Source organism: Ensifer sp. Root127 (assembly GCF_001425225.1).
Lineage (GTDB): Bacteria > Pseudomonadota > Alphaproteobacteria > Rhizobiales > Rhizobiaceae > Ensifer > Ensifer canadensis.
In genome coordinates this window covers 1-23087 of the sequence record NZ_LMDX01000021.1, presented here as the reverse complement: position 1 = coordinate 23087, position 23087 = coordinate 1, and the positions used below count along the sequence as shown (strand labels likewise).

At 63.2% G+C, this 23087-nt stretch carries 18 protein-coding genes; 15 read left to right on the top strand and 3 right to left on the bottom strand.

Translation table 11 applies throughout. The features are described from left to right. The 4 genes from ASD03_RS21750 to ASD03_RS21735 all read left to right on the top strand — a co-directional run bounded on the left by ASD03_RS21750 (position 1) and on the right by ASD03_RS21735 (position 3999). Complete coding sequence (locus ASD03_RS21750; RefSeq protein WP_057216193.1) at positions 1-849, top strand: sugar phosphate isomerase/epimerase; 849 nt, start codon at positions 1-3, stop codon at positions 847-849. Between the two features lie 164 nt (positions 850-1013). Beyond that, entirely contained in the window at positions 1014-2459 is a 1446-nt protein-coding gene (locus ASD03_RS21745) for an FGGY family carbohydrate kinase (protein ID WP_057216190.1), read from the top strand. Positions 2460-2479: 20 nt separating this feature from the next. Beyond that, positions 2480-3175, top strand: a complete 696-nt coding sequence (locus ASD03_RS21740; RefSeq protein ID WP_057216187.1) for a class II aldolase/adducin family protein — start codon at positions 2480-2482, stop codon at positions 3173-3175. Positions 3176-3411: 236 nt separating this feature from the next. Beyond that, a complete protein-coding gene (locus ASD03_RS21735; protein WP_057216184.1) occupies positions 3412-3999 on the top strand; it encodes a gluconokinase in 588 nt (195 codons plus the stop codon). Positions 4000-4208: 209 nt separating this feature from the next. On the opposite strand, the gene ASD03_RS41165 is transcribed toward ASD03_RS21735, so the two are convergent. Continuing rightward, positions 4209-4331, bottom strand: coding sequence for a hypothetical protein (locus ASD03_RS41165; RefSeq protein WP_277996373.1), 123 nt, complete (start codon positions 4329-4331; stop codon positions 4209-4211). 622 nt (positions 4332-4953) lie between these two features. Here ASD03_RS41165 and bcsN point away from each other — a divergent pair. The 11 genes from bcsN to ASD03_RS21680 all read left to right on the top strand — a co-directional run bounded on the left by bcsN (position 4954) and on the right by ASD03_RS21680 (position 20995). Beyond that, positions 4954-5931 (top strand): cellulose biosynthesis protein BcsN, encoded by a 978-nt coding sequence (gene bcsN, locus ASD03_RS21730; protein WP_082555724.1) that lies wholly within the window; start codon positions 4954-4956, stop codon positions 5929-5931. A gap of 112 nt (positions 5932-6043) precedes the next feature. After that, positions 6044-8224, top strand: a complete 2181-nt coding sequence (gene bcsA / locus ASD03_RS21725; protein WP_057216181.1) for a UDP-forming cellulose synthase catalytic subunit — start codon at positions 6044-6046, stop codon at positions 8222-8224. Beyond that, complete coding sequence (locus tag ASD03_RS21720; RefSeq protein WP_057216178.1) at positions 8221-10569, top strand: cellulose biosynthesis cyclic di-GMP-binding regulatory protein BcsB; 2349 nt, start codon at positions 8221-8223, stop codon at positions 10567-10569. The genes bcsA and ASD03_RS21720 overlap by 4 nt, the downstream gene beginning before the upstream one ends. Next, positions 10566-11621, top strand: a complete 1056-nt coding sequence (locus ASD03_RS21715; RefSeq protein ID WP_025428456.1) for a glycosyl hydrolase family 8 — start codon at positions 10566-10568, stop codon at positions 11619-11621. Before ASD03_RS21720 ends, ASD03_RS21715 begins: the two co-directional genes overlap by 4 nt. Then, complete coding sequence (locus ASD03_RS21710; RefSeq protein ID WP_057216176.1) at positions 11618-13828, top strand: hypothetical protein; 2211 nt, start codon at positions 11618-11620, stop codon at positions 13826-13828. Before ASD03_RS21715 ends, ASD03_RS21710 begins: the two co-directional genes overlap by 4 nt. Before the next feature lie 283 nt (positions 13829-14111). Next, positions 14112-15275, top strand: a complete 1164-nt coding sequence (locus tag ASD03_RS21705; protein ID WP_025428458.1) for an isovaleryl-CoA dehydrogenase — start codon at positions 14112-14114, stop codon at positions 15273-15275. Positions 15276-15328: 53 nt separating this feature from the next. Then, complete coding sequence (locus tag ASD03_RS21700) at positions 15329-16936, top strand: carboxyl transferase domain-containing protein (RefSeq protein WP_057216173.1); 1608 nt, start codon at positions 15329-15331, stop codon at positions 16934-16936. A gap of 10 nt (positions 16937-16946) precedes the next feature. Continuing rightward, positions 16947-17330: a RidA family protein gene (locus tag ASD03_RS21695; protein ID WP_057216170.1), complete on the top strand. Its 384-nt coding sequence runs from the start codon at positions 16947-16949 to the stop codon at positions 17328-17330. 16 nt (positions 17331-17346) lie between these two features. After that, positions 17347-19335, top strand: a complete 1989-nt coding sequence (locus tag ASD03_RS21690; RefSeq protein WP_057216263.1) for an acetyl/propionyl/methylcrotonyl-CoA carboxylase subunit alpha — start codon at positions 17347-17349, stop codon at positions 19333-19335. Then, positions 19332-20201: a hydroxymethylglutaryl-CoA lyase gene (locus tag ASD03_RS21685; protein WP_057216167.1), complete on the top strand. Its 870-nt coding sequence runs from the start codon at positions 19332-19334 to the stop codon at positions 20199-20201. The genes ASD03_RS21690 and ASD03_RS21685 overlap by 4 nt, the downstream gene beginning before the upstream one ends. Next, the gene (locus ASD03_RS21680) at positions 20198-20995 is read left to right on the top strand and encodes a crotonase/enoyl-CoA hydratase family protein (RefSeq protein WP_057216164.1); all 798 of its coding nucleotides are present in this window, start codon (positions 20198-20200) and stop codon (positions 20993-20995) included. Before ASD03_RS21685 ends, ASD03_RS21680 begins: the two co-directional genes overlap by 4 nt. Before the next feature lie 51 nt (positions 20996-21046). On the opposite strand, the gene ASD03_RS21675 is transcribed toward ASD03_RS21680, so the two are convergent. Together ASD03_RS21675 and ASD03_RS21670 are read right to left on the bottom strand one after the other, a co-directional pair. After that, on the bottom strand, positions 21047-22411 hold the full coding sequence (locus ASD03_RS21675) for an FAD-binding oxidoreductase (RefSeq protein ID WP_057216162.1): 1365 nt from the start codon (positions 22409-22411) through the stop codon (positions 21047-21049). A gap of 105 nt (positions 22412-22516) precedes the next feature. Continuing rightward, on the bottom strand, positions 22517-23087 hold a 571-nt coding region (locus ASD03_RS21670), incomplete at its 5' end, for a TOBE-like domain-containing protein (RefSeq protein WP_200957345.1).

Genomic DNA, 23087 nt, shown 5'->3' with positions numbered 1-23087 from the left:
ATGCAGGGTTTTGGCGTCCATACGAGCATGTGGACCATGAATTGGGACCGGCCCGGTGCCGAGCGTGCGGTCGCAGCGGCGGTCAAGTACAAGGTCGACTTCATCGAGATCCCCATGCTCAATCCGCCGGCCGTCGACACCGCCCACACCAAGGCGCTGCTGGAGAAGAACAAGCTGCGTGCGGTCTGCTCGCTCGGCCTGCCCGAGCGCGCCTGGGCTTCCGTCCGGCCCGATGCGGCGATCGAGCACCTGAAGGTCGCGATCGACAAGACGGCCGATCTCGGTGGCGAAGCGCTGTCCGGCGTCATCTATGGCGGCATCGGCGAGCGTACCGGCGTACCGCCGACCGAAGCCGAATACGACAATATCGCCCGCGTGCTGACGGCGGCGGCAAAACACGCCAAATCGCGCGGCATCGAACTCGGCGTCGAGGCCGTGAACCGCTACGAAAACCACCTGATCAACACCGGCAGGCAGGCCGTCGACATGATCAAGCGCGTCGGCGCCGACAATGTCTTCGTGCATCTCGACACCTACCACATGAACATCGAGGAAAAGGGCATCGGCACCGGCATTCTGGATGCGCGCGAGCACATCAAATACATCCACCTCTCCGAAAGCGATCGCGGCACGCCGGGCTATGGCAATTGCGCCTGGGACGAGATCTTTGCGACGCTTGCGGCGATCGGCTTCAAGGGTGGCCTTGCCATGGAGAGCTTCATCAACATGCCGCCGGAAGTCGCCTATGGCCTCGCCGTCTGGCGCCCCGTCGCCAGGGACGAGGAAGAGGTGATGGGCAACGGCCTGCCGTTCCTGCGCAACAAGGCCAGACAGTACGGGCTGATCTAGAACATTTCCAGGAAAAGTGTGAAGCGGTTTTCCGTCTGGAAATGCGTAAAAACAAAGAGATAGAGCGTTTCCGGGGCTCCGTTTAAACCGGAAACGCTCAAATTGGGCGGCGATCCGGGTCCTTCATGGTCCGGAAGTGACGGAGTGACGGAAGGCGCGGTATCATGCCAACACCATCACGCAACGAGCAGGGCACGATCGCGGTGCTCGACGTCGGCAAGACCAACGTCAAGCTCAATGCCGTCACGGCAGATGGTGTCGTGCTTGAGACGCTCAGCATCCCCAACCCGGTGCTGCCCGGACCACCCTGGCGCCATCACGATCTCGGCGCCATTAGCGAGTGGGTCTTTTCCGGCATCGGACAACTCTGCCGGCGTCACCCACTTTCGGCCTTCGTTGCCTCCGGACACGGTTCCGGAGGCGTCCTTGTTGGTGACGATCCCGAGATCGGCGAGGGCGCCACCCTGCCGATGATCGACTATGAACAGCCGCTGCCGGAGGCGATCAAAGCCGGTTATGTCCCGCTCTCCGGATCGTTCTTCGACCGCGGCAGCGCGACGATGCATGCGGCAACCCATCAGGCCCGGCAGCTCTACTGGATGCAGGAGTGCGAACCGGAAGCCTTCTCGCGGGCGCGCTGGTATCTCGGTCTGCCGCAATACTGGGCATGGCGGCTTTCGGGTGTGGCGACCTCGGAGGCGAGCCTGCTTGGCGCGCAGTCGCATCTCTGGAACGTGGCGGAGCGGCATTTCGCACCGATCGTCGCGGCGCGTGGCTGGGGCCGGCTGATGCCGCCCTTCGCCGACGCCTGGCAGGATCTCGGGCCGGTGCGCGCAGATTTGGCGCGGCGTCACGGCTTGCCGCAGGGGCTTCGTATCCTGGTCGGTGCGCATGACAGCAGCCTCAACCACTACCGCTATCATGCCGCCGGGCTGCACGAGTTCACCGTCATTTCCACCGGCACCTGGATTGTCGGTTTTTCCGGTCAGACCTCGCTCGACAGGCTCGACGAAAACAGGGGCATGACCTTGAACAGCGACGTCTTCGGCAATCCGCTCGGCGGCGTGCTGACCATGGGCGGGCGCGAATTCTCGCTGGTGGCCGGGCCCGGGCAACCGAGCGACCCTGTGCCTGAACAGACCATCCGGCGATTGATCGCCGACCGGACGATGGCGCTGCCTTCCTTCGGCGACGACAACGGCCTGTTTCCGGGCAGCGCCGGGCAGGGACGTATATCAGGGCCAAAGCCGGAGACTGCCACGGAGCGCAAGGCGGTGGCGCTCGTCTATTGTGCGCTCTTGACCGCCGAATGCATCGAGGCCCTGGGGGCGGGTCCTCTGGTCGTTCTCGACGGCAGCTTCCTGCGCGACCCGCTTTATGCCCGCCTTGTCGCCGCACTGCTGCCGGACCGACAGGTCCGGTTCAATCTCGATGCCTACGGCGTTGCATCCGGCGCGGCCCTGCTTGCCGGCCAACATTCCCGCAGGCGGCCAGCGCCGCTTTCGCTGGCCGAGGCCAGCGATGTCGCATCACTCACGGCTGCGATCTCCGACTACGCGACTGAGTGGCGTGCGAGGGCGCGTCAGCCAGCCGAACCCGTTTTCCACTGACACTTCGAAAGGAACGACTGATGAACCAGCCCGATGTACTCTCCCTTCGCCGCGAGATGGTGGATATCTGCCGCCGGATGAATTCGAGCGGCATCAACCAGGGGACGGCCGGCAACCTGTCGGTGCGCATCGGCGATGGTTTCCTGGTCACGCCCTCGTCGCTCGCCTATGAGACGATGCAGCCGGAAGATCTGGTCGAGATGGATTTTAAGGGCAACTACACAGGCCTTCGACCGTCATCCGAATGGCGTTTCCATCGCGATATCCTGCGCGAGCGCACGGATATCAACGTGGTTCTTCATTGCCACTCTATCTATGCCACCACGCTTGCGTGCCACCACAAAACCATCCCCAGCTTCCACTATATGACCGGCATTGCCGGTGGCACGACGATCCGCTGCGCCGAATATGCGACGTTCGGGACCCAGGCGCTGTCCAACAACGCGCTGGTGGCGCTCAAGGACCGCACCGCCTGCCTGCTCGGTCAGCATGGTCAGATCTCGCTCGGCAAGACGCTGGAATCGGCATTGTGGATGGCGATCGAAATCGAGACCCTCTCGCGCATGTATGTCCAGGCCCTGACGCTCGGCGAGCCGCCGGTTCTGCCCGACGATGAGATGGAGCGGGTCATCGCCCAGATGCGCCGGATGAGCTATGGCCAGGCACCCGATGATGAGGGTGTCAACGACATCGCCCGCCCGCGGGTCGCCAGCTAGGAATTTCCAGGAAAAGTGCGAAACGGTTTTCCGTCCTAGGAAATGCGTAAAAACAGGCAGCAAATCAAGGTGCTACAGTGACCTTTGCGCGTCTAATAGGACGCACGGCGCTGGAGAGCGTTGCCGCGGTTCCGTCTCAACGGGAACCGCACGAGCGTCAGCTGGCCTTGTGTCGTTGATGGGGCGGCGCTATCAGCGATGTCAGTCGCAATCAGCACCGGAGAGACGAGCGATCCATGGCGAGCCCCGACATGTCATCCCGTGGTCATGCGCCGAAGTTCCCTTGCTCGATTGTCGTCATGGGCGTTTCCGGCAGCGGCAAGACTTCTGTCGGCGAGGCGGTGGCGCGGGCCTTTGGCTATCGCTTCATCGAAGGCGATGCTTTGCACCCGCAAGCCAATATCGCCAAGATGTCCGTCGGCATCCCGCTCACCGATGAGGACAGATGGCCCTGGCTCCGTGAGATCGGACGGCAGCTTTCCTCGAGCGCCGACCCGCTCGTCGTTTCGTGCTCGGCGTTGAAGCGGAGCTATCGCGATCTGTTGCGCGAGAGTGCAGGGGGAGATCTTGTCTTCGTTTATCTCCATGGCCGCCGCGATGTTCTCGCCGGCCGGATGCAGCATCGCGAAGGGCATTTCATGCCGGCATCGCTGCTCGACACGCAACTGGCGACGCTTGAAGAACCGATCGGCGAGCCCCTGACGGTCGTCGTTGATGTCGATCAGCCCGCTGCCGACGTGATCAAGGCAACGCTTGCCGCACTCGACGGCCTGGGTTTGTCGAACAATGCGGCGTCATCTGATTCCGGTTTCGGGTCGCGCTAGACCGCTTTCGCCATCGGCATCTGGATCTCCAGCAATTGCTGTGTCAACTCCGACCGGGGTGTCGGAACGGTACCGTCGAGTGCGCCAGTCCCGACCGTGAACCGGCAGTACCGCTAGCCGTCTTGATGCGAGCAACCCTGAAGGCGCAGATCGCATAAACAGGTCTGCTGCTTGCCCTGCCGGTGACGTCGCGCCGTTGGTGCGCCTCGCTAGAGGATGCGACCAAACAAGGAGCCGTAGGCGATGACGGCGATCGCGAGAGTAAACCCGGCACCCACGAAGATGGGGGTGAAATCGTAGTCATGGAAACGGGCGGGAAGTAGGTTTCTCATGGCGAGCTCCAATTTTCACTCTGCTTGCGACGGCCGCCGGAAGGTGCGGGCAGCGCGCTGCGATGACGAAAATGCCTCAAAGGAACCCGCAGCAGAGGCTTTGGCTCATTCAAGAATTCGATCAGGCGGATCAAATCTATTCCAGCGTAAATCTCGGCGCGGATTTCTGTCACAGATGAGCGTCGCCAAATAATTTGTACGCAGAAAGTTTTTCCATCCTGCGCTTCGGATATTAATAAGTAAACATCTGACTATTGCAAATCTTCATGGATTGCGTCGCGCCTGATGTTTTCTATTATTACCTATGTTGTGAGAGAATTTATTTGGGTATTTTTCCGATTTTCACGCAGTCTTTGTATATGAGGTGCGCCAACTATTCGGCGATAGAGCCGTTTATGTCGCCTTTTTCAACATTGCGGCGGGCTCGCGGCGGCTGATCTGAAATGGCGCTGTAGGTGGCGCCGGAATGCCCGAGTTGGCGACTGCTGATGGACGCATTTTCGCGGGCCGCTACGGTGCCAACGGTAATAGCTGCAACGGTCACACCACCACCAGAGCTCGAAAAGCCATCCCCTATCCTTTGCGGGTTTGCGAAATTGCCTGAATCACCTAATGCTCGGGCATGGCAGGACGATTTTTCAGCAGGCGATTCGACGTATCGAACGACCGCTCCACGATCACCAACAAGCCGCTGGGCGTGGTCGCGCCTGCAACTCTGCTTGCGGCAGGCCTCCTCATGTCCGGCTGCGCGACGCACAATGACGTCGGCACGCCGACCAATGCGACGATCGTTCCGGCCGAGAATGCGCTGATCCTGCCGCCGCCCGGCGGGCCCGCCGTTCTGAATGTGGTCGAGCGGCGAAGAACCAACGCCATCGAGCAGGATATCTACCTCTACACTTCGGCCGCGACGCCGGGGCAGAACTTCCTGCGCGCGCAATTCTTCGGGCCGATGGAGACCAGGTTCGACCAGCAGAAGAGCAGCGGCTACGTGGCGGTTAGGAGTTCCGAGATGATGCGGCAGGCGCGGCGTGCGCTTCCCGGTGTGTCGTTGGCGCAGTCGTCGGACTTTCTGCAGAACAATTACGGGCCCTTCGGTTATGCCTATGGTCGTGGCCGCGGCGGCGACGCCTGCATTTTTGCCTGGCAGCAGATCCGCGGGGCGGAAAATCATCGTTCTCCCCTTAAAGGCTACGGCACCATTCAGATCCGCTTCCGCTATTGCGCAACTGGCGCAAGCGAAAACGACCTTCTCGCGCCCGTCTATGGCTATACGATCGTCGGCACATTCGGCGACCCCGCCTGGAACCCTTACGGCGCCCCGCCGCCGCTGGAGGCGGGCATCGGCCGCGTTGGCAACCCGATTTACCGCAAGGAGCCGGCGCCCACCGACACGCGACCCGTGACCGTGATGACGGCGCCTGCGCCGACCAGGCGCGTGGTCCGCGTCGAGCAACCGGCGCGTCAGCAGCCAGTCGCCGTGCCGGCGACGGCGAATTCGATTAGGTTGCCGGAACCGGGTGGCGCGGCAAAGACTGGAGCGACCGTGATTGTGCCGTTACCTGCCTGCGATGCACCGGCGGGGGGCAATTGTCCTTAATCAGCTCCTAACCATCGTTTGGTATGGGCTCGTATCGGGCTTGCAAAAGCCCAGATGAAGTCAGGTCAAGCGATACCAGTGGCATGATGCCGAATGCTGGAAGGCAGAATGAATGAGCAAGATCGGTCCCGTTGCAGCGTGGGCGTTTTTCTCCCTTTGCGTCATTGCCGTCATCACATTGCCGGTCAATCTTCAGACCCAGCTGATCGTGAGCGTGCTCGTCGTTACGTTCATGGCGATACTGAAGCTCATCAAGGCCGAAGGTCGCTGGCGCCTGATCGCGCTCGCCTTCGGAACGGCTATCGTGCTTCGCTATGTCTACTGGCGCACGACCAGCACGCTGCCGCCGTTGAACCAGCTTGAGAACTTCATTCCCGGCTTCCTGCTCTATCTCGCAGAAATGTACAGCGTGATGATGCTATCACTGAGCTTGTTCGTCGTCGCGATGCCGCTGCCGCCACGCAAGGCCAAGGCCATCTCGCCGGGGGCGTTTCCGAAGGTCGACGTCTTCGTGCCGTCCTATAACGAGGATGCAGGGTTGCTGGCCAATACGCTGGCTGCCGCCAAAGGCATGGATTACCCGGCCGACAAGCTGCAGGTTTGGCTGCTTGATGATGGCGGCACCCAGCAAAAGCGCTACTCGATGAATCTGGTGGAGGCGCAGCGCGCCTCGGCCCGGCATATGGAATTGCAGGCTCTCTGCGACGATCTCGGTGCGCGCTACCTGACCCGCGAGCGCAACGAACATGCCAAGGCCGGTAATCTCAACAACGGCATGCTGCATTCAGACGGCGAGTTGATCGCCGTCTTTGACGCCGACCACGCGCCAGCTCGCGATTTCCTGTTGGAAACGGTGGGCTATTTCGAAAGCGACCCGAAGCTTTTCCTGGTGCAGACGCCGCACTTCTTTCTCAATCCTGATCCGCTCGAGCGCAATCTGCGAACCTTCGAAAAGATGCCGAGTGAGAACGAAATGTTCTACGGCATCATCCAGCGCGGCCTCGACAAGTGGAACGCGGCCTTCTTCTGCGGCTCGGCTGCCGTGCTCCGGCGCAAGGCGCTCGATGATACCGACGGCTTCAGCGGCATGAGCATCACCGAGGACTGCGAAACGGCGCTGGCGCTGCACGGCCGCGGCTGGAACAGCATCTATGTCGATCGGCCGCTGATCGCCGGGCTACAACCGGCAACCTTTGCCAGCTTCATCGGCCAGCGCAGTCGCTGGGCGCAGGGCATGATGCAGATCCTGTTGTTCCGTTTTCCGCTGTTCAAGCGCGGGCTGTCGATCCCGCAGCGGCTTTGCTACATGTCGTCGACGCTGTTCTGGCTCTTCCCGGTGTCGCGCACGATCTTTCTGTTTGCGCCGCTGTTCTATCTGTTCTTCGACCTGGAAATCTTCACCGCGTCGGGTGGTGAGTTCCTTGCCTATACGCTCGCCTACATGCTCGTGAATCTGATGATGCAGAACTATCTCTACGGCGCCTTCCGTTGGCCGTGGATCTCGGAACTCTACGAATATGCTCAGACCGTGCATCTGCTGCCGGCGGTCATCTCGGTCCTGATGCGCCCGAGCCGGCCGACCTTCAAGGTGACGGCCAAGGACGAGTCGATCCTGGAGAGCCGCCTGTCGGAAATCAGCCGACCGTTCTTCGTCATCTTCGCCGTGCTTTTCATCGCCCTTCTGATGACGGTCTACCGGGTCTACACCGAGCCCTACAAGGCTGACGTAACCCTGGTCGTGGGAGGTTGGAACCTCCTCAATCTGATCATGGCGGGCTGCGCGCTCGGCGTGGTCTCGGAACGCGGGGAAAAGGCGTCATCGCGGCGCGTGAAGGTCAGCCGGCGCTGCGAATTCGGTGTCGCAGATCAATGGTATCCGGCAACGATCGAAGACGTATCGGCCAACGGCGCCCGAATTCAGGTCTATGGCGTCGATGCGGCGACGCTACCTGTCGACACGGACGGGCTCATTCGTTTCGAGCCCTATAGTGGCGATGGCACCTCCGAGACCTTGCCGGTCGCGATCAAGAACAAGGAGAGTGCCGGCGACATCACCACGATCGGCTGCCGTTATCTGCCGCAGGTCGCGCGTCACCACAGTCTGGTGGCGGATCTGATCTTTGCGAACTCCCAGCAATGGAGCGAATTCCAGAGGGCGCGGCGCGGAAACCCAGGACTGGTCGCAGGCACGGCCTGGTTCCTGTGGCTGGCTTTCTATCAGATGAGCCGCGGCCTGATCTATTTCGCGCGCAGCTTGCGCTCCTCCGACAGGCAAGCGGAGGCGCGGCGATGAACCGGATGCTGGTTGCCCTCCTCATCATGTTCCTTGCCGCGACGACACAGACGTTCGCGCAGTCGAACCCGTTCGACATGTCGCCGGAGCGGCCGGCCGTCGAGCCGCCTATCGAACTGCCGGAAGGGACGGATGAGGGCCAGCCGACCAGCGAGCCCGGCGCGGACGCAAGCAGTCCCGCAGCGGTTGGCGGCGAGCCCGATGGTTTCAGGCGGTACATCATTCCCTTCAGCGCGCTGTCGCTCACCGGTGAGGTCGACGAACGCGCCTGGTCGATGTATCTGACGCCGGCCCAGGCACAATCGGCTGCAACGTTGAATTTCGGTTATCAGAATGCGATCGTGATCGCGCCGGAGGCTTCGTCCCTTTCGGTTTTCGTCAACGGCGAGCTGGTCGGCGAGGGGCCGATCAAGGCGTCGGGCACCGCCGAGACCCGGAGTTACGCACTGCCTGCCGGTCTGCTGCGGGCCGGTTCCAATGACATCAGGTTTCGGGCGCAGCAGCACCACCGTACCGACTGCACCATCGAATCCACCTATGAACTCTGGACCGAAATCGCGCCGGAGACGGCTTTCATCAGCTTTGCGGATGCGCAGAGCGCGGCATTTGCGAGCGTGGACGATATCCGCGCCGTCGGTCTGGACGACAGGGGACACACGCAGTTCAATCTTGTCGTTCCGGGAATGCAGCAGCCGAGCCGCGCTGCAAGCCTGATGCGGCTTGCACAGGGCTTGGCCCTGCGCGGCCATATGCCGGCGCAGCGGGTCTTTCTCAGCGAAGGACTGCCGGAGCTGGGCAAGCCCGGTGAGTTGACCGTGGTTGCTGGCACCGTCGATGAGGTATCGCCGCTGCTCCCTTCGCTGCCCGATGGCGCTGCCAGCGGGTCGGTCGCGGCCTTCGTCCGCGATGGCGAGACGAATGCACCGGTTCTGGTTCTCAGCGGCCCCGACTGGCCGGCCGTTCAGGCCGCAATCGAGGCTGTCGCCGAGCCAATGGACCGGCCGAGCGATGTCCCTCGCGACGTCATCAACACCGAACGTTGGCTCTTGCCGGAAACACCTGTCGTTGCCGGCAACGCGCGCTTGCGCTTCTCCGAGCTCGGCGTCGAGACCAGTGAATTCACCGGTCGCCGCTTCCGATCCAGGTTTTCGGTGGCGGTCCCGTCGGATTTCTATGCGGACGCCTATGGCGAGGCGACGATCCTGCTGGATGCGGCCTATACCGAGACGGTGCGGCCCGGCAGCCGGATCGACATCTATGTCAACGGCAACATCGCCTCGACGGTCCCGTTCGATTCGGCGACCGGCGGCATCCTGCGGCATTTGCCGATCAATGTGACCATGCGCCATTTCAAGCCCGGGCCCAACCTGATCGAGCTCGAGGCCGTGCTTTTGACGGAGCAGGACAAGGCCTGTGCGCCGGGTGCGCCAGCCTCGACGGATCCGCGTTTTGCACTGTTCGACACGTCCGAACTTCATATGCCCAACTTCGCGCGGATCGGTCGGCGGCCCAATCTCGCCGCGATGTCGGGCGCGGCGGCACCCTACCGCAACAGCGCCGGCGTGATCCCGCTCTTCATTGACCGGGCCGATGCCGACACCTTGTCGGCCGCAGCCACGTTCCTGGCACGGTTGGCGGTGGCCGGCGGGAGGCCGATCGCGGTCGAGATGATTGCCTCGCCTTTGGCCGCTGGCACGCGCAATGCGCTCTTCATCGGTACGTTGCCCGAATTGCCGAAAACTGTGCTGACGCAAGTCGGTATCGATCCCAGCCGCCAGATGTCCTGGGGCAGCGCACAGGCCGTCGGGCGCGGCGCGGATACCCAGAAGGCGATCGATGAATGGCAGACGCGCCTGAGTGGCGGCGCCTGGCGCACCCAGATCACGGCTCTTCAGGATTGGGTAAAGCAGGAGTTCGACATCTCCCTGAGTTCGCTACGCATTCTGCCGCAGGAACAAAGCGATTTTGTCCCTCCGGAAACGGCAACCTTGCTCCTCGCTCAAGGGGCAAACCCCACGGATGACGCCACGTGGACGCTGGTTGCAGCGCCGTCCGCCAAACAGTTGAGCGATGGGGTGTCGGCACTTGCCGACATCGATCAATGGCGAGAGATCGCCGGGCACATCTCGACCTACGAGCCGGCAACCAACGCCGTCAAGGTGGTGCCGGTCGCCAATTTCAGTTTCGTGCAGACAAGGCCGGCCTCGTTTGGCAATTACCGGCTGATCATTGCCAACTGGCTGTCGAGCAACATTCTTTTCTACGCCGTGCTGCTCGTAACACTATCGGTGCTGCTGGGCCTCGCCACGTCATCCATGCTCAGTCGGCTCGGGCGCCGCCCATGATCTGGCGCACGGTTCTTCTCCTCACCCTGGCTCTTGTCGTCGCTCTGCCTCAGACGCGCGCGGCAGCCCAGGGACGGGGCGAGACCGTGAGCGCCGAGGATTGGCAGAAGTATAAGACAAAGTTCCTCGATCCCGGTGGGCGCATTATCGATGACGGTAACGGCGGCATCAGCCACAGCGAGGGACAAGGTTATGGTTTGTGGCTGGCGGTGCTTGCCGGCAGCGCTGCCGATTTCGAGCTGATCTGGTCCTTTACCCGTCGCGAGCTGCTTTTGCGCGACGACGGACTTGCCGCCTGGAAATGGAGCCCGAGCGAAAAGCCGCATGTGATCGATATCAACAATGCGACCGACGGCGATATCCTGATCGCCTATGCGCTGACGCTTGCCGGCGAACGGTGGAAGCGAAAGGACTACCTCTCGGCGGCCTCCAAGATCGCGAAAGCAATCCTCGACCGGACCGTGATCGACTACGGCGGCCGAACCTTGCTGCTGCCGGGGGTTGCCGGTTTTTCCGCAACCGATCGCGAAGACGGTCCCGTCGTCAACCCTTCCTACTGGATCTTCGAGGCCTTCCCTGTCCTTGATCGGGTCGCGCCTTCGCCGATATGGGCGGCGCTGGCGAATGATGGTCGCAAGATGCTTGATCAACTGCAGCTCGGCCCGCGAAAGATGCCGGCCGATTGGATCAGCGCCAAAACGCGCCTGAAGGCGGCGCAGGGCTTCCCGGCGGAATTCGGCTACAATTCGCTGCGCATTCCGCTCTACCTGGTTCGGGCAGACATCGATGACGCCGAATTGCTTTCAAGATTGCGGCAGGGCATGCTTGGTGCCAATGGCGAATTGCTCATCAGCGACGTAACGACGGGGGCTGTTCGGGCGACGCTGACGGACCCCGGTTATCAATTTGTTAACCATATTCTGGCCTGTCTCATGGAGCGGGCTCCGTTGCCCGACAGCGTCAAGGTGTTCAGCCCGACGCAATATTACCCTTCGACACTGCACCTCCTCGGGTTGTCTTATGCGAAGGAGAAGCGTCCGGAGTGTCTATGAAGTCCTCAACCGTTGTCATCGCCGGAATCATCCTCACGGCGGTCGGGATTGTCGGATTTACCGACGATGGGCTTCTGCGCAAGAATTTGGCCGGCAACGCCGGTGCGCCAGCGACGGGCCCTGACGGAGGCGCGCTTCCCGACGAGGCGTCGTTCGGTGTCGTGGACAGAGGTTCGAGAGGCGCAGCGCCTGAGTTTCGGCAGGTCACGCAGAATACGCAGCCCGCCGATGCGAGGCGGTCGCAGGCAACGGCGCCGGTGGTAGACGAATCGGCACTGCGCTACTTCGCCAGCAAGGGTGATACCGCTCGACTGCAGGCCGAGATATCACGGCTGAGGGCGCTCTATCCCGATTGGACGCCGCCCAAGGACCCACTTGCGGTTCCGCGTAACAAGGATGTCCAGCTCGAAACGATGTGGCAGCTCTATTCGGAGGGGCGCTACGCCGAGGTTCGAAAGGCGATCGCCGAGCGCCAGGCAAGCGAGGCCGCCTGGAAACCGCCGGCCGATCTGCTCGAGCGGCTGAGCGTCGCCGAAGCGCGGGCGCGCCTGGTGAATGCCTCCGACCTCAAGCAGTACGAGACGGTCATCGAGGTTGCGGCGAGCACGCCGAGCCTGTTGACGTGCTCGGAAGTGGATGTGCTGTGGCGGGTGGCGGGTGCCTTCACCGAGACCAAACGTCCCGATCGCGCCCGAGACGCCTATCTCTACGTGCTGAAGAATTGCGAGAACGCTCCGGAGCGGCTGGCGACGGTGCAGAAGGCGGTATCCGGACTGCCCTATGAGATGGCACAGGAGATTTTGGCCCACGAACGGACAGCACCTGGAGGCGCTGCCGAGTTCGAAAGCATTCGCGACGACCTGGCGCGCCGCTTCGTTGCGGAAGGCGACGCGGATGGCAAGCTGGCGGTCGATCCCAAATATATCCAGCGCCTCGAACGCTTGGTCGAAACCGAGGGCATGGCGAGTGACGCGCTGCTCCTGGGCTGGTACCAGCTTCGCCGGGAGAATATCAGCGCCGCCGAACAATGGTTCCGTCGCGCCCACGACAAGGAAGATTCAGCCTCCGCGTCGCAAGGCCTGGCGCTGACCTTGATCGCCCGCAAGGCGCATGAGGATGCGGAAAAAGTACTGTATCCCTGGCGCGATACGTCGGCCGATGCCAAGGCGACCTATTTTGCCGCGACGGCAAACCTGCTGGCGATCGAGCCACCGGTCACGCTGAGCGAGGAAGTACTGACCCGGATCGCGCAGGAGACGACCAAAGGGCGTGATCCGGCCACGGCGCAGCAGTTCGGCTGGTATGCCAGTGCCATGGAACAACCGGCGACGGCCGCACAATGGTTTGCCACCGGGCTTCGCTGGAAGCCCGATGACGAACCTTCGGCCTATGGCCTGGCGCTCAGCCGCAACCAGCTGGGCGATGCTGCCGGCGTCGCCGAGATCCAGCGGCTCTGGGCGGGGCGCTCGGAGCGCATCGCCCTCCTCGGCGAGACCGAGGAGGAACGGCGCGACGCCATCGCCCGGCAACAACAGCCGCTTGCGCGAGAGCCGGCACCGATAGCTGATGCGGAGCGAAGGTCACCTGCAGTCGTGACGGAGGCCGCGCCACGAACGACGACACGCTATGTGGTCGAGCAGCCGGTTGCCGTTGCTCGCCGACCACAAGCGGCCGGCAGGGCGGTAACGGGATGCCGGACGACCATCAACCCGGCGCGGTTGTCGCCGCAGGCGGCGCTGACGCGCGGCTGGTGCCTGATGGATCTGAACCGCCCGCTGGAAGCGGCCGAAGCCTTCGAGGTCGCCCTGCAGGCGCCGGCATCACAAATGCGCGAGGATGCTGCCTACGGACAAAGCCTCGCCTATCTCAGGGCCGGGCTGACCAACAAGGCCGCGGTCGCCGCTACGAAATCAACACAGAGCCGTGGTCGCGCCGAAGAACTCCAGAGCGCGATCCTCGCCGACCGGGCGATTGCCGCTTTCGATGCCAAACGTTATCGCGAAACGCTGATTTTCCTTGATCAGTTGGGGCAGATCTCGACGCAGCGGTCCGACCTGATGGTGCTGCGCGGCTACGCCTATCTCAATCTCAAGTATTACGCCGAAGCCCGGCGCATCTTCGAGGCAGTCGCTGCCACCGGCAATCGCGACGCGCAGCGCGGCCTTGCCGATGTCGGCAAGGCGCAGGAAATCTGGCCGAACAAGTAAACGCTTCGCACGCGATTCCGTCGCGACACGACAGTTGCCGCGAGCCAGATTGGCCGAAGCAGCTTCGCGCAGCGGATGTATCGCCAAACGTTCCTAAACTTTGCAGATCGTGCTTCCCGGATTTCCTCTTTGGAAGGAAATTAGCGGGACGCGGTGTTATCGTCGCTCGACATCGCGGCGTTGATATCATTGCAATCGCCGCGTTGCGCGTAGAGGATGGAGCGCAGACCGGCCAGTTGGTGGTGAGGAGATCACTGATAGGGTCGAGGGGAGGAGACGAGAGATGTTTCAGGGCGGATTGAGCTTCGCGCTCGGCGAGGACATTGACGCGTTGCGCGATAGCGTGCGCCGTTTTGCGACTGAGCGTATCGCGCCGCTGGCGGCGGAAACCGATCGCAACAACGCTTTCCCGACGCCACTCTGGCGTGAGATGGGAGATCTCGGGCTGCTCGGCATCACCGCCGACGAGGCCTATGGCGGTGCGGGCATGGGCTATGTCGCCCATTGCGTCGCCATGGAAGAGATCAGCCGCGCCTCCGCCTCCGTGGGCTTGAGCTACGGCGCCCATTCCAATCTCTGCGTCAACCAGATCAGCCGCAACGGTAACGAGGCGCAGAAGGCGCGCTATCTGCCGAAGCTGATCTCCGGCGAACATGTCGGCGCACTCGCCATGTCCGAACCGGGAGCGGGCTCCGACGTCGTTTCCATGACGCTTCGGGCCGAGAAGCGCGGCGACCGCTACGTTCTCAACGGTGGCAAGATGTGGATTACCAACGGCCCGGATGCGGACGTGCTGGTCGTCTACGCCAAGACGGACCCAAGTGCCGGTCCGCGTGGAATTACCGCCTTCCTCGTCGAAAAAGACTTTGCCGGCTTTTCCACCGGCCAGAAGCTCGACAAGCTCGGCATGCGCGGCTCGAACACCTGCGAGTTGATCTTCCGGGATTGCGAGGTGCCGGCCGAAAATATTCTCGGCAACGAAGGCGGCGGTGTCCGCGTGCTGATGTCGGGCCTCGACTATGAGCGTGTCGTCCTGTCCGCCGGACCGCTCGGCATCATGTCCGCTTGCCTTGACGTCGTCGTCCCCTATCTCCACGAGCGCAAGCAGTTTGGCCAGGCGATCGGCGAGTTCCAGCTCATGCAGGGCAAGCTCGCCGACATGTATGTGACGGCGAACGCGGCGCGGGCCTATGTCTATGCGGTGGCTGCAGCCTGCGATCGTGGTGAGACCACCCGCAAGGACGCGGCCGGCTGTATTCTTTATGCGGCCGAGAAGGCAACGGCGCTGGCGCTCGAAGCCATCCAGGCGCTCGGCGGCAACGGCTACACCAACGACTATCCGGCCGGGCGGCTGTTGCGTGACGCCAAGCTCTACGAGATCGGTGCCGGAACCAGTGAAATCCGCCGCATGCTGATCGGCCGCGAGCTGTTCACCGAGACCAGATAGACGCCAGGGTAGACCTCCGAAGCCACAATCAGGCTCGATCGAATGAGGACTTCATGACTGTTCTGAAATCTCACATCTCGCCCTCGTCCGACGTGTTCAAGGCCAATCAGGCGGCGATGGCGGAGGCGATTACGACTGTGGAGGACGCCGTCAAGATGGCGGCCGGCGGTGGAGGCGAGACGGCGCGCGAGCGCCATGTCAGCCGCGGCAAACTGCTGCCGCGCGACCGCGTCGCCTCGCTGATCGACCCGGCAACGCCCTTCCTCGAAATCTGCTCGACGGCCGCACACGGCATGTATAACGGCGATGCGCCGGCAGCGGGTCTCATCACCGGTATCGGCCGGGTGTCCGGCCGCGAATGCATGATCGTTTGCAACGACCCGACCGTCAAAGGCGGGACCTATTATCCCATGACGGTCAAGAAGCATCTGCGTGCGCAGGAGATTGCCGCCGAGAACCAGTTGCCGTGCATCTACCTGGTCGATTCCGGCGGCGCCAACCTGCCGAACCAGGACGAGGTCTTCCCCGACCGTGAGCATTTCGGTCGGATCTTTTACAACCAGGCCAATATGTCGGCGGCCGGAATTCCGCAGATCGCCGTTGTCATGGGATCGTGCACCGCAGGCGGCGCCTATGTGCCGGCCATGTCGGACGAGACGATCATCGTCGAGGGTCAGGGCACGATCTTCCTGGCCGGCCCGCCGCTGGTGCGCGCAGCGACCGGTGAAGTGGTCTCGGCCGAGGACCTTGGCGGCGCTGACGTACACACGCGTCTCTCCGGTGTTGCCGACCATATGGCGCGCGATGATGCGCATGCGCTGGCGCTTGCCCGTCGTGCGGTCGCCGCACTCAACCGCCGCAAACCGACGTCGGTGGAATTGCAGAGCCCGGAGCCGCCGCTTTACGATCCGCAGGAGATCGCCGGCATCGTGCCGGCGGACCTGCGCACGCCCTATGACATCCGCGAAGTCATCGCCCGTCTTGTCGATGGCTCCCGCTTCGACGAGTTCAAGGCGCGCTACGGCACCACGCTGGTCTGCGGTTTCGCGCATGTCCACGGCGTTCCAGTCGGCATCATCGCCAACAATGGCGTGCTTTTTTCGGAATCGGCGCTGAAGGGTGCGCACTTCGTCGAGCTTTGCGCCCAGCGCAAGATCCCGCTGGTGTTCCTGCAAAACATCACCGGCTTCATGGTCGGCCGCAAATATGAGACCGAAGGCATCGCCAAGCACGGCGCCAAGCTGGTCACGGCCGTGGCGACGGCGCAGGTGCCGAAAGTCACCATGCTGGTCGGCGGATCGTTCGGTGCCGGCAACTACGGCATGTGCGGTCGCGCCTTCTCGCCGCGGTTCCTCTGGACCTGGCCCAACAGCCGGATTTCTGTAATGGGCGGCGAACAGGCGGCCGGCGTGTTGTCGACGGTGCGCGGCGAGGCGCTGAAGCGCGCCGGAACGCCCTGGAACGAGGAAGAGGAAGCCAAGTTCCGGCAGCCGGTTCTCGATCTCTTCGAGCGCCAGAGCCATCCGCTTTATGCCTCGGCCCGGCTCTGGGACGACGGCGTCATCGACCCGCGCAAGAGCCGCGACGTTCTCGGGTTGTCCCTGTCGGCGGCGCTCAATGCGCCAATAGAAGATACGCGTTTCGGCCTGTTCAGAATGTAGGGAGATCGCGATGAAGCGCGAAAACGTCAACGCCAAGAATGCGCCGCAACCGCGCGGCGGCTATTCGCAAGCCGTGCGGCTCGAGAGTTTCGAGCGGCTGGTTTTCGTGAGCGGCCAGGTGCCGCTCAATTCCGACGACGTGCTGCCCGACGGCTTCGAGGCACAGGCGCGCCAGGTCTGGCTGAACATTGACGCCCAATTGAAGGCCGCCGGCATGAGCAAGGCCGATATCGTCAAGGTGACGACCTTTCTCGCCGATCGCAACCACACCATGGCCAACCGCGCGGCCCGTGCCGAATATCTCGGTCCGCTCGCGCCGGCGATGACCGTGGTGATTGCCGGCATCTTCGATTCTGGCTGGTTGCTCGAAGTCGAAGTGATCGCGGCACAATAGGGCGGGCCATATGCCGATGTTTTCAAAGCTTCTGATTGCCAACCGCGGTGAGATCGCCTGCCGCGTCATCCGCACGGCCCGGCGCCTGGGCATCCGCACTGTCGCCGTTTATTCCGATGCCGATGTCGACGCTTTACATGTGACGTTGGCTGACGAGGCGATCCGCATCGGACCGCCAACGGCCTCCGAGAGCTATCTTTCGATCGAGCGGATCGTGGCTGCGGCCCGGTCCGTCAACGCGGATGCCATTCACCCGGGCTACGGTTTCCTGTCGGAAAACGCCAATTTTGCCGAGGCGGTCGAGGCCGCGGGCATGACTTTCGTCGGCCCGTCGCCGGAAGCAATTCGCGCGATGGGGCTGAAGGATGCGGCCAAGGCGCTGATGCAACAGGCCGGCGTGCCTGTTGTCCCCGGTTATCACGGCGACGAGCAGGAGCCATCCTTCCTGGCGGACCGGGCGGCTGACGTCGGCTTTCCCGTACTCATCAAGGCGCGCGCCGGTGGCGGCGGCAAGGGGATGCGCAAGGTCGAGCAGCCGCACGAGTTTGCTGCGGCCCTTGAAGCAGCGCGCCGCGAAGCCGAAGCCGCCTTCGGCGACGGCGCGGTGCTCATCGAGAAATACCTGACCAAGCCGCGTCACATCGAAGTCCAGGTCTTCGGCGACCGCCACGGCAATATCCTGCATCTGTTCGAGCGCGACTGCTCGCTGCAGCGCCGCCATCAGAAAGTGATCGAGGAGGCGCCGGCGCCCGGCATGACGGCGGAGGTTCGCCGCGCCATGGGCGAGGCCGCGGTCAAGGCTGCGCGCGCCATCGGCTATGTCGGTGCGGGCACGGTCGAATTCATCGCCGATGTCACCAACGGGCTCTGGCCGGACCAGTTCTATTTCATGGAAATGAACACCCGGCTTCAGGTGGAGCATCCGGTCACCGAGGCGATCACCGGCATTGACCTCGTCGAGTGGCAGTTGCGCGCCGCTGTCGGCGAGGCCCTGCCAAAGCGACAGAATGAAATCGCCATTGATGGCTGGGCGTTCGAGGCACGGATCTATGCCGAGGATCCGGCGCGCGGCTTCCTGCCGGCAACCGGGCGGCTCGCAACGCTCGATTTTCCTGTAGACGGCGTCCGCGTCGATGCCGGCGTCCGGCAGGGCGACGTCATCGCCCCCTACTACGACCCGCTGATCGCCAAGCTGATCGTACACGGGCCGAGCCGCTCGTCGGCGCTGGCGCGGCTGGAGAGCGCCCTCAAAGCCTGCCGTATCGGCGGTACCATCACCAATCTCGATTTCTTGGCCCGCCTCGCTGCAGAGCCTGAGTTTCGCGCCGGGCGGCCGGATACCGGCCTTATCGACCGGGCAATCGATCAATTGACGACGCCTGTGGTGCCGAGTGACGAGGCGCTGGCACTGGCGGCGATCGCCGCCACCGGCGTGCTGCAGCCGATGAAATCCGACGATCCCTGGTCGTCGCTCGGTCACTGGCAGATCTGGGGGGATGCTCATAGAAGCATTGCCGTCGACCACGCCGGCGGGCGATCGGTCGTCACGCTTGCCGCGCGCGGGCGCGATCAGTTCGCAGTGCGGGCTGGCGAAAGCACCTTTCCGGTGCTTGTGCTCGATCGGTTCGACGATGGCGCCCGTGTGGAGATCTCCGGCGAGCAACGCGTCTTCCGCTTCCTGCGCGAGCATGAAACCATCACGCTCTTCGTGAGTGGCGAGACCTTCGTTCTTCGCCTTCCCGATGCGCTCGCCACCGCCCACGCCGGTGAGGCGGCGGAGGACGAGCTTGCCGCTCCGATGCCCGGCATCGTCAAGCTCATCCATGTTCGCGCCGGCGACGTGGTCACGAAGGGCCAACCGCTCGTGGTGATGGAAGCGATGAAAATGGAGCTGACGCTGGCAGCGTCGCGTGCGGGCGTCATCGAGAGCGCGCTGGTATCGCCAGGCGAACAGGTGAGCGCCGGCGCGATCCTCGTCGTGCTGCAGCCGGAGCGCAGCGAATGAGCGCGTCGGTGCCGGAGCATGTGACGATTGTCGAAATGGCGCCACGCGACGGCCTGCAGAACGAGAAGCGGCTTGTCGATACGGTCGACAAGATCCACCTCGTCGATCTGCTATCGGGTTGCGGTTATGAGCGCATCGAAGTGACGAGCTTCGTCAGCCCGAAATGGATGCCGCAAATGGCGGATGCGTCGGCGGTGATGGCCGGGATAAAGCGTCGACCGGGTACACGCTACGCGGCGCTGACGCCGAACATGCAGGGCTTCGATGCGGCTCTGGCGGCCAAGGCCGACGAGGTTGCGATCTTCGCCTCGGCGTCTGAGACCTTTTCGCAGAAGAACATCAATTGCTCAATCGCCGAAAGCATCGAGCGCTTTCGCCCGGTCGCCGAAGCCTGCCGCGCCAGTGCGGTGCCGTTGCGAGGTTATGTCAGCTGTGTCGTCGAGTGCCCCTATGAAGGCGCGATTGCGCCGGAGAGCGCTGCCCAAGTGGCCGCCGCCTTGATGGTGCTTGGTTGTTACGAGATCAGCCTTGGCGACACGATCGGGCGCGGCACGCCCGAGGCGGTCGATGCGATGTTGGTGGCCGTATTGGCTCATGTGCCACCCGCGCGACTAGCGGGCCATTTTCACGACACCTCCGGGCGGGCGCTCGACAATATCGGGGTCGCGCTCGAGCGCGGCTTGCGTGTCTTCGACGCTTCGGCCGGTGGCCTTGGCGGCTGCCCCTATGCGCCGGGTGCGGCAGGGAATGTCGATACGCTTGATGTCAACGCCTTTGTCACCGGGCGCGGGTTTTCGACGGGGCTGGATGCGGCAAGGCTTGAAGATGCCGCCGCTTTCGCACGATCGCTGAGGAGTGCTGGCTGATGTTCGAAACGATCCGATACGCCGTCGATGCGAAGGGCGTCGCCCGGCTGACGCTGGCACAGCCGCAGAAGCACAACGCGCTCTCCGCAATCATGATCGGTGAACTGACTGAGGCGGCGGAGCGACTGTCAGCGGATGTCACCGTCCGCGTCGTGGTGCTCGATGCCGAAGGCCGCAGTTTCTGCGCCGGCGGCGATCTTGGCTGGATGCGCGAGCAGTTCGACGCGGACCGGCCGACCCGGATCGCCGAGGCGACCCGTCTGGCGTTGATGTTCAAGGCGCTGAACGAGATCGCCAAGCCGGTCATCGCACGGGTGCACGGCAATGCCTTCGGCGGCGGCGTCGGCCTCATGAGCATCTGCGATGCCGTCATTGCGTCGTCCGATGCGCGCTTCGGCCTGACCGAAACCCGGCTCGGCCTCATTCCGGCGACCATCAGCCCCTACGTCGTTGCCCGCATCGGCGAGGGCAGGGCGCGGCCTCTGTTCATGTCCGCACGCCTGTTCAGCGCCGAAGAGGCAAGGGATGCCGGTCTGGTGACGGCCATTGCTGCCCCCGATGCGCTTGATGCGGCAATTGCGGCCGAGGTCGAACCCTATCTCCAGACGGCGCCCGGTGCGACCGGACGGGCGAAACGGCTTGCCCGTTCGCTCGGACAGCCGATCACCGAAGAGACTATTGCCGCGACGATCGAGCAGCTTGCCGATTGCTGGGAGTCCGATGAGGCGCGCGAAGGCGTTGCCGCCTTCTTCGAGCGGCGCGAGCCCTCCTGGCGACAGGTACCGCTTCCGTGAGCCGTTAGCCGAGGGCACCGGCGTCCTGGCTTTAAAGCCGATTCGCGTGCGTCAAAGAACCTTACCGGGGTTCAGGATGCCCTTCGGGTCAAGCGCGTGCTTGATCCGGCGCATGACTTCAAGCTCAGCCGCACTTCGAGAATGGCCGAGGAACTCCCGCTTCAAGGTGCCGATGCCATGTTCGGCGGAGATCGAGCCGCGATAACGGCGAACGATGTCATAGACGATGCCGTCGACCGCGTGCTGTGTGTGCTCGTCGCTTCCCGGCGTGGAAAAGGCGATATGCAGATTGCTGTCGGCAACATGACCGAAGAAGGAGATGTGCGCCTGCGGGAAACGGGCGGCGAGCGCCGGCCCGCATTCCGCTGCGAAGCGGCCGATTTCGCCGATCGGCAGGCTGACGTCGAGATTGATCAGCGCCGGCAGCAGACGGTCCATCGCGTGGCCCTCGCGCACCTGCCAGAACAGCCGGCTTTCTTTGTCCGACTGGGCGATCAGAGCATTGACGATGACATCGTCTTCCAGCGCGGCGCCGAGGAAGGTCTCAAATTCCTCGCTGTCGGTCTCGTGGCCTTGGACATCCTGTTCCAGGATCACCGCAAAGGCGGGGGACGTCTCGAAAAAGCGCTGTCCCTCCGCCTCACAGTTGAAGTGAAAATAGTCTTCCCACATGGCCTCGAAGGCCGAGAGGCCAGGAAGTCCTCTTTGCGCTCGCGTCAGGAAGGCGACGACCTGGTCATAGGTCTGAAGCGCGCAGAGCGCCGTCAGCCGTCCGAACGGCCGCGGCTTCAACCGCAGGACGGCGCGCGTGATGACGCCGAGCGTGCCCTCCGAACCGATGAAATACTGGCGCAGATCATAGCCGGTGTTGTTCTTGATCATCTTGCTGAGCGACGAGAGGATCGTGCCATCGGCAAGCACGGTTTCAAGCCCCAGGACGTTGTCACGCGTGACGCCATGGCCGATGACGCGGATGCCGCCGGCATTGGTGGCGAGATTGCCTCCGATCTGGCACGAGCCGCGTGCGCCGAGGTCGATCGGCAACAGGAAGCCTGCATCGTCGGCGGCGCGCTGGGCGACCTCGAGCGGCGTGCCGGCAAGGACGGTCATGGTTGCGGAAAGCGGATCGATTTCCTCAACGCCGGTCAGGCGTTCGAGCGAGATGGAAATCGCGTCCTCGTCCGGGTTCGCGCCGCCGGCAAGGCCGGTCAGCCCACCTTGTACGACGACCGCCTGGCCATGGGCGTTGCATATGCGGAGGGTCGCTGCGACTTCCTCTGTGTTGGAAGGGCGGATGACGGCCTTCGGAAGATAACGTCCGGTGAGGCTGGCGTCGCTGCGATAGCGCTCGCCGATGTCAGTGCCGGTCAGCACGGCATCGCCGAGTGCCTGTTTCAGATCTTCAATAACGGACATGCGCCTCGTCTCCCGCTTCTCTCACCGCATGAGGTGCTGTAGCGCATCTCGGCAGAAACGGGAAACGGCTTGAAACCAGGGTGGGATCGGACGGTTGAGAAGCCGTCAGGTGCCGGTACGCGCCAGTTCAAATTGTTGGACCTGCGTTTCCGCGTCGACGTCTGCGCTCGCCAGTTCGCCGACTGCCTTCTCATCCCTGAACAGTTTCCACTTAGTCGGGCGGAATGCGACCCTTGCGCGATCCTGTGCTGTGGTGCGTTCGGGCGGCAGTTCGATTTCGGCATGCGGGTGGTTGCGGCCGAGGTCGAGTTCGAGATGGCGGGTGCCGGCAACGCGGCGGCTGGCGGTGACCAGGCCGGCAAGACAGCCGCCGCAGCCATCGATCAGCTCGATGTCGTGCGGGCGGAAGTAGAGGGTGGCCGGGCCATCGGGCTCGGTCGGGGCTCTGAGGCCGATCGGCCGGTCCTCAAACCAGATCTCGCCGTTTTGCAAGGTGACGGCCAGCGCGTTCGACTGGCCGATAAAGCCGTAGACGAACGGCGAGACCGGATGGTCGTAGATCTCGTCGGGAGTGCCGACCTGTTCGATCGTGCCCTTGCTCATCACCACCACCCGGTCGGCAAGCTCCAGCGCCTCTTCCTGGTCATGGGTGACGAAGATGGTGGTGTGGCCGGTG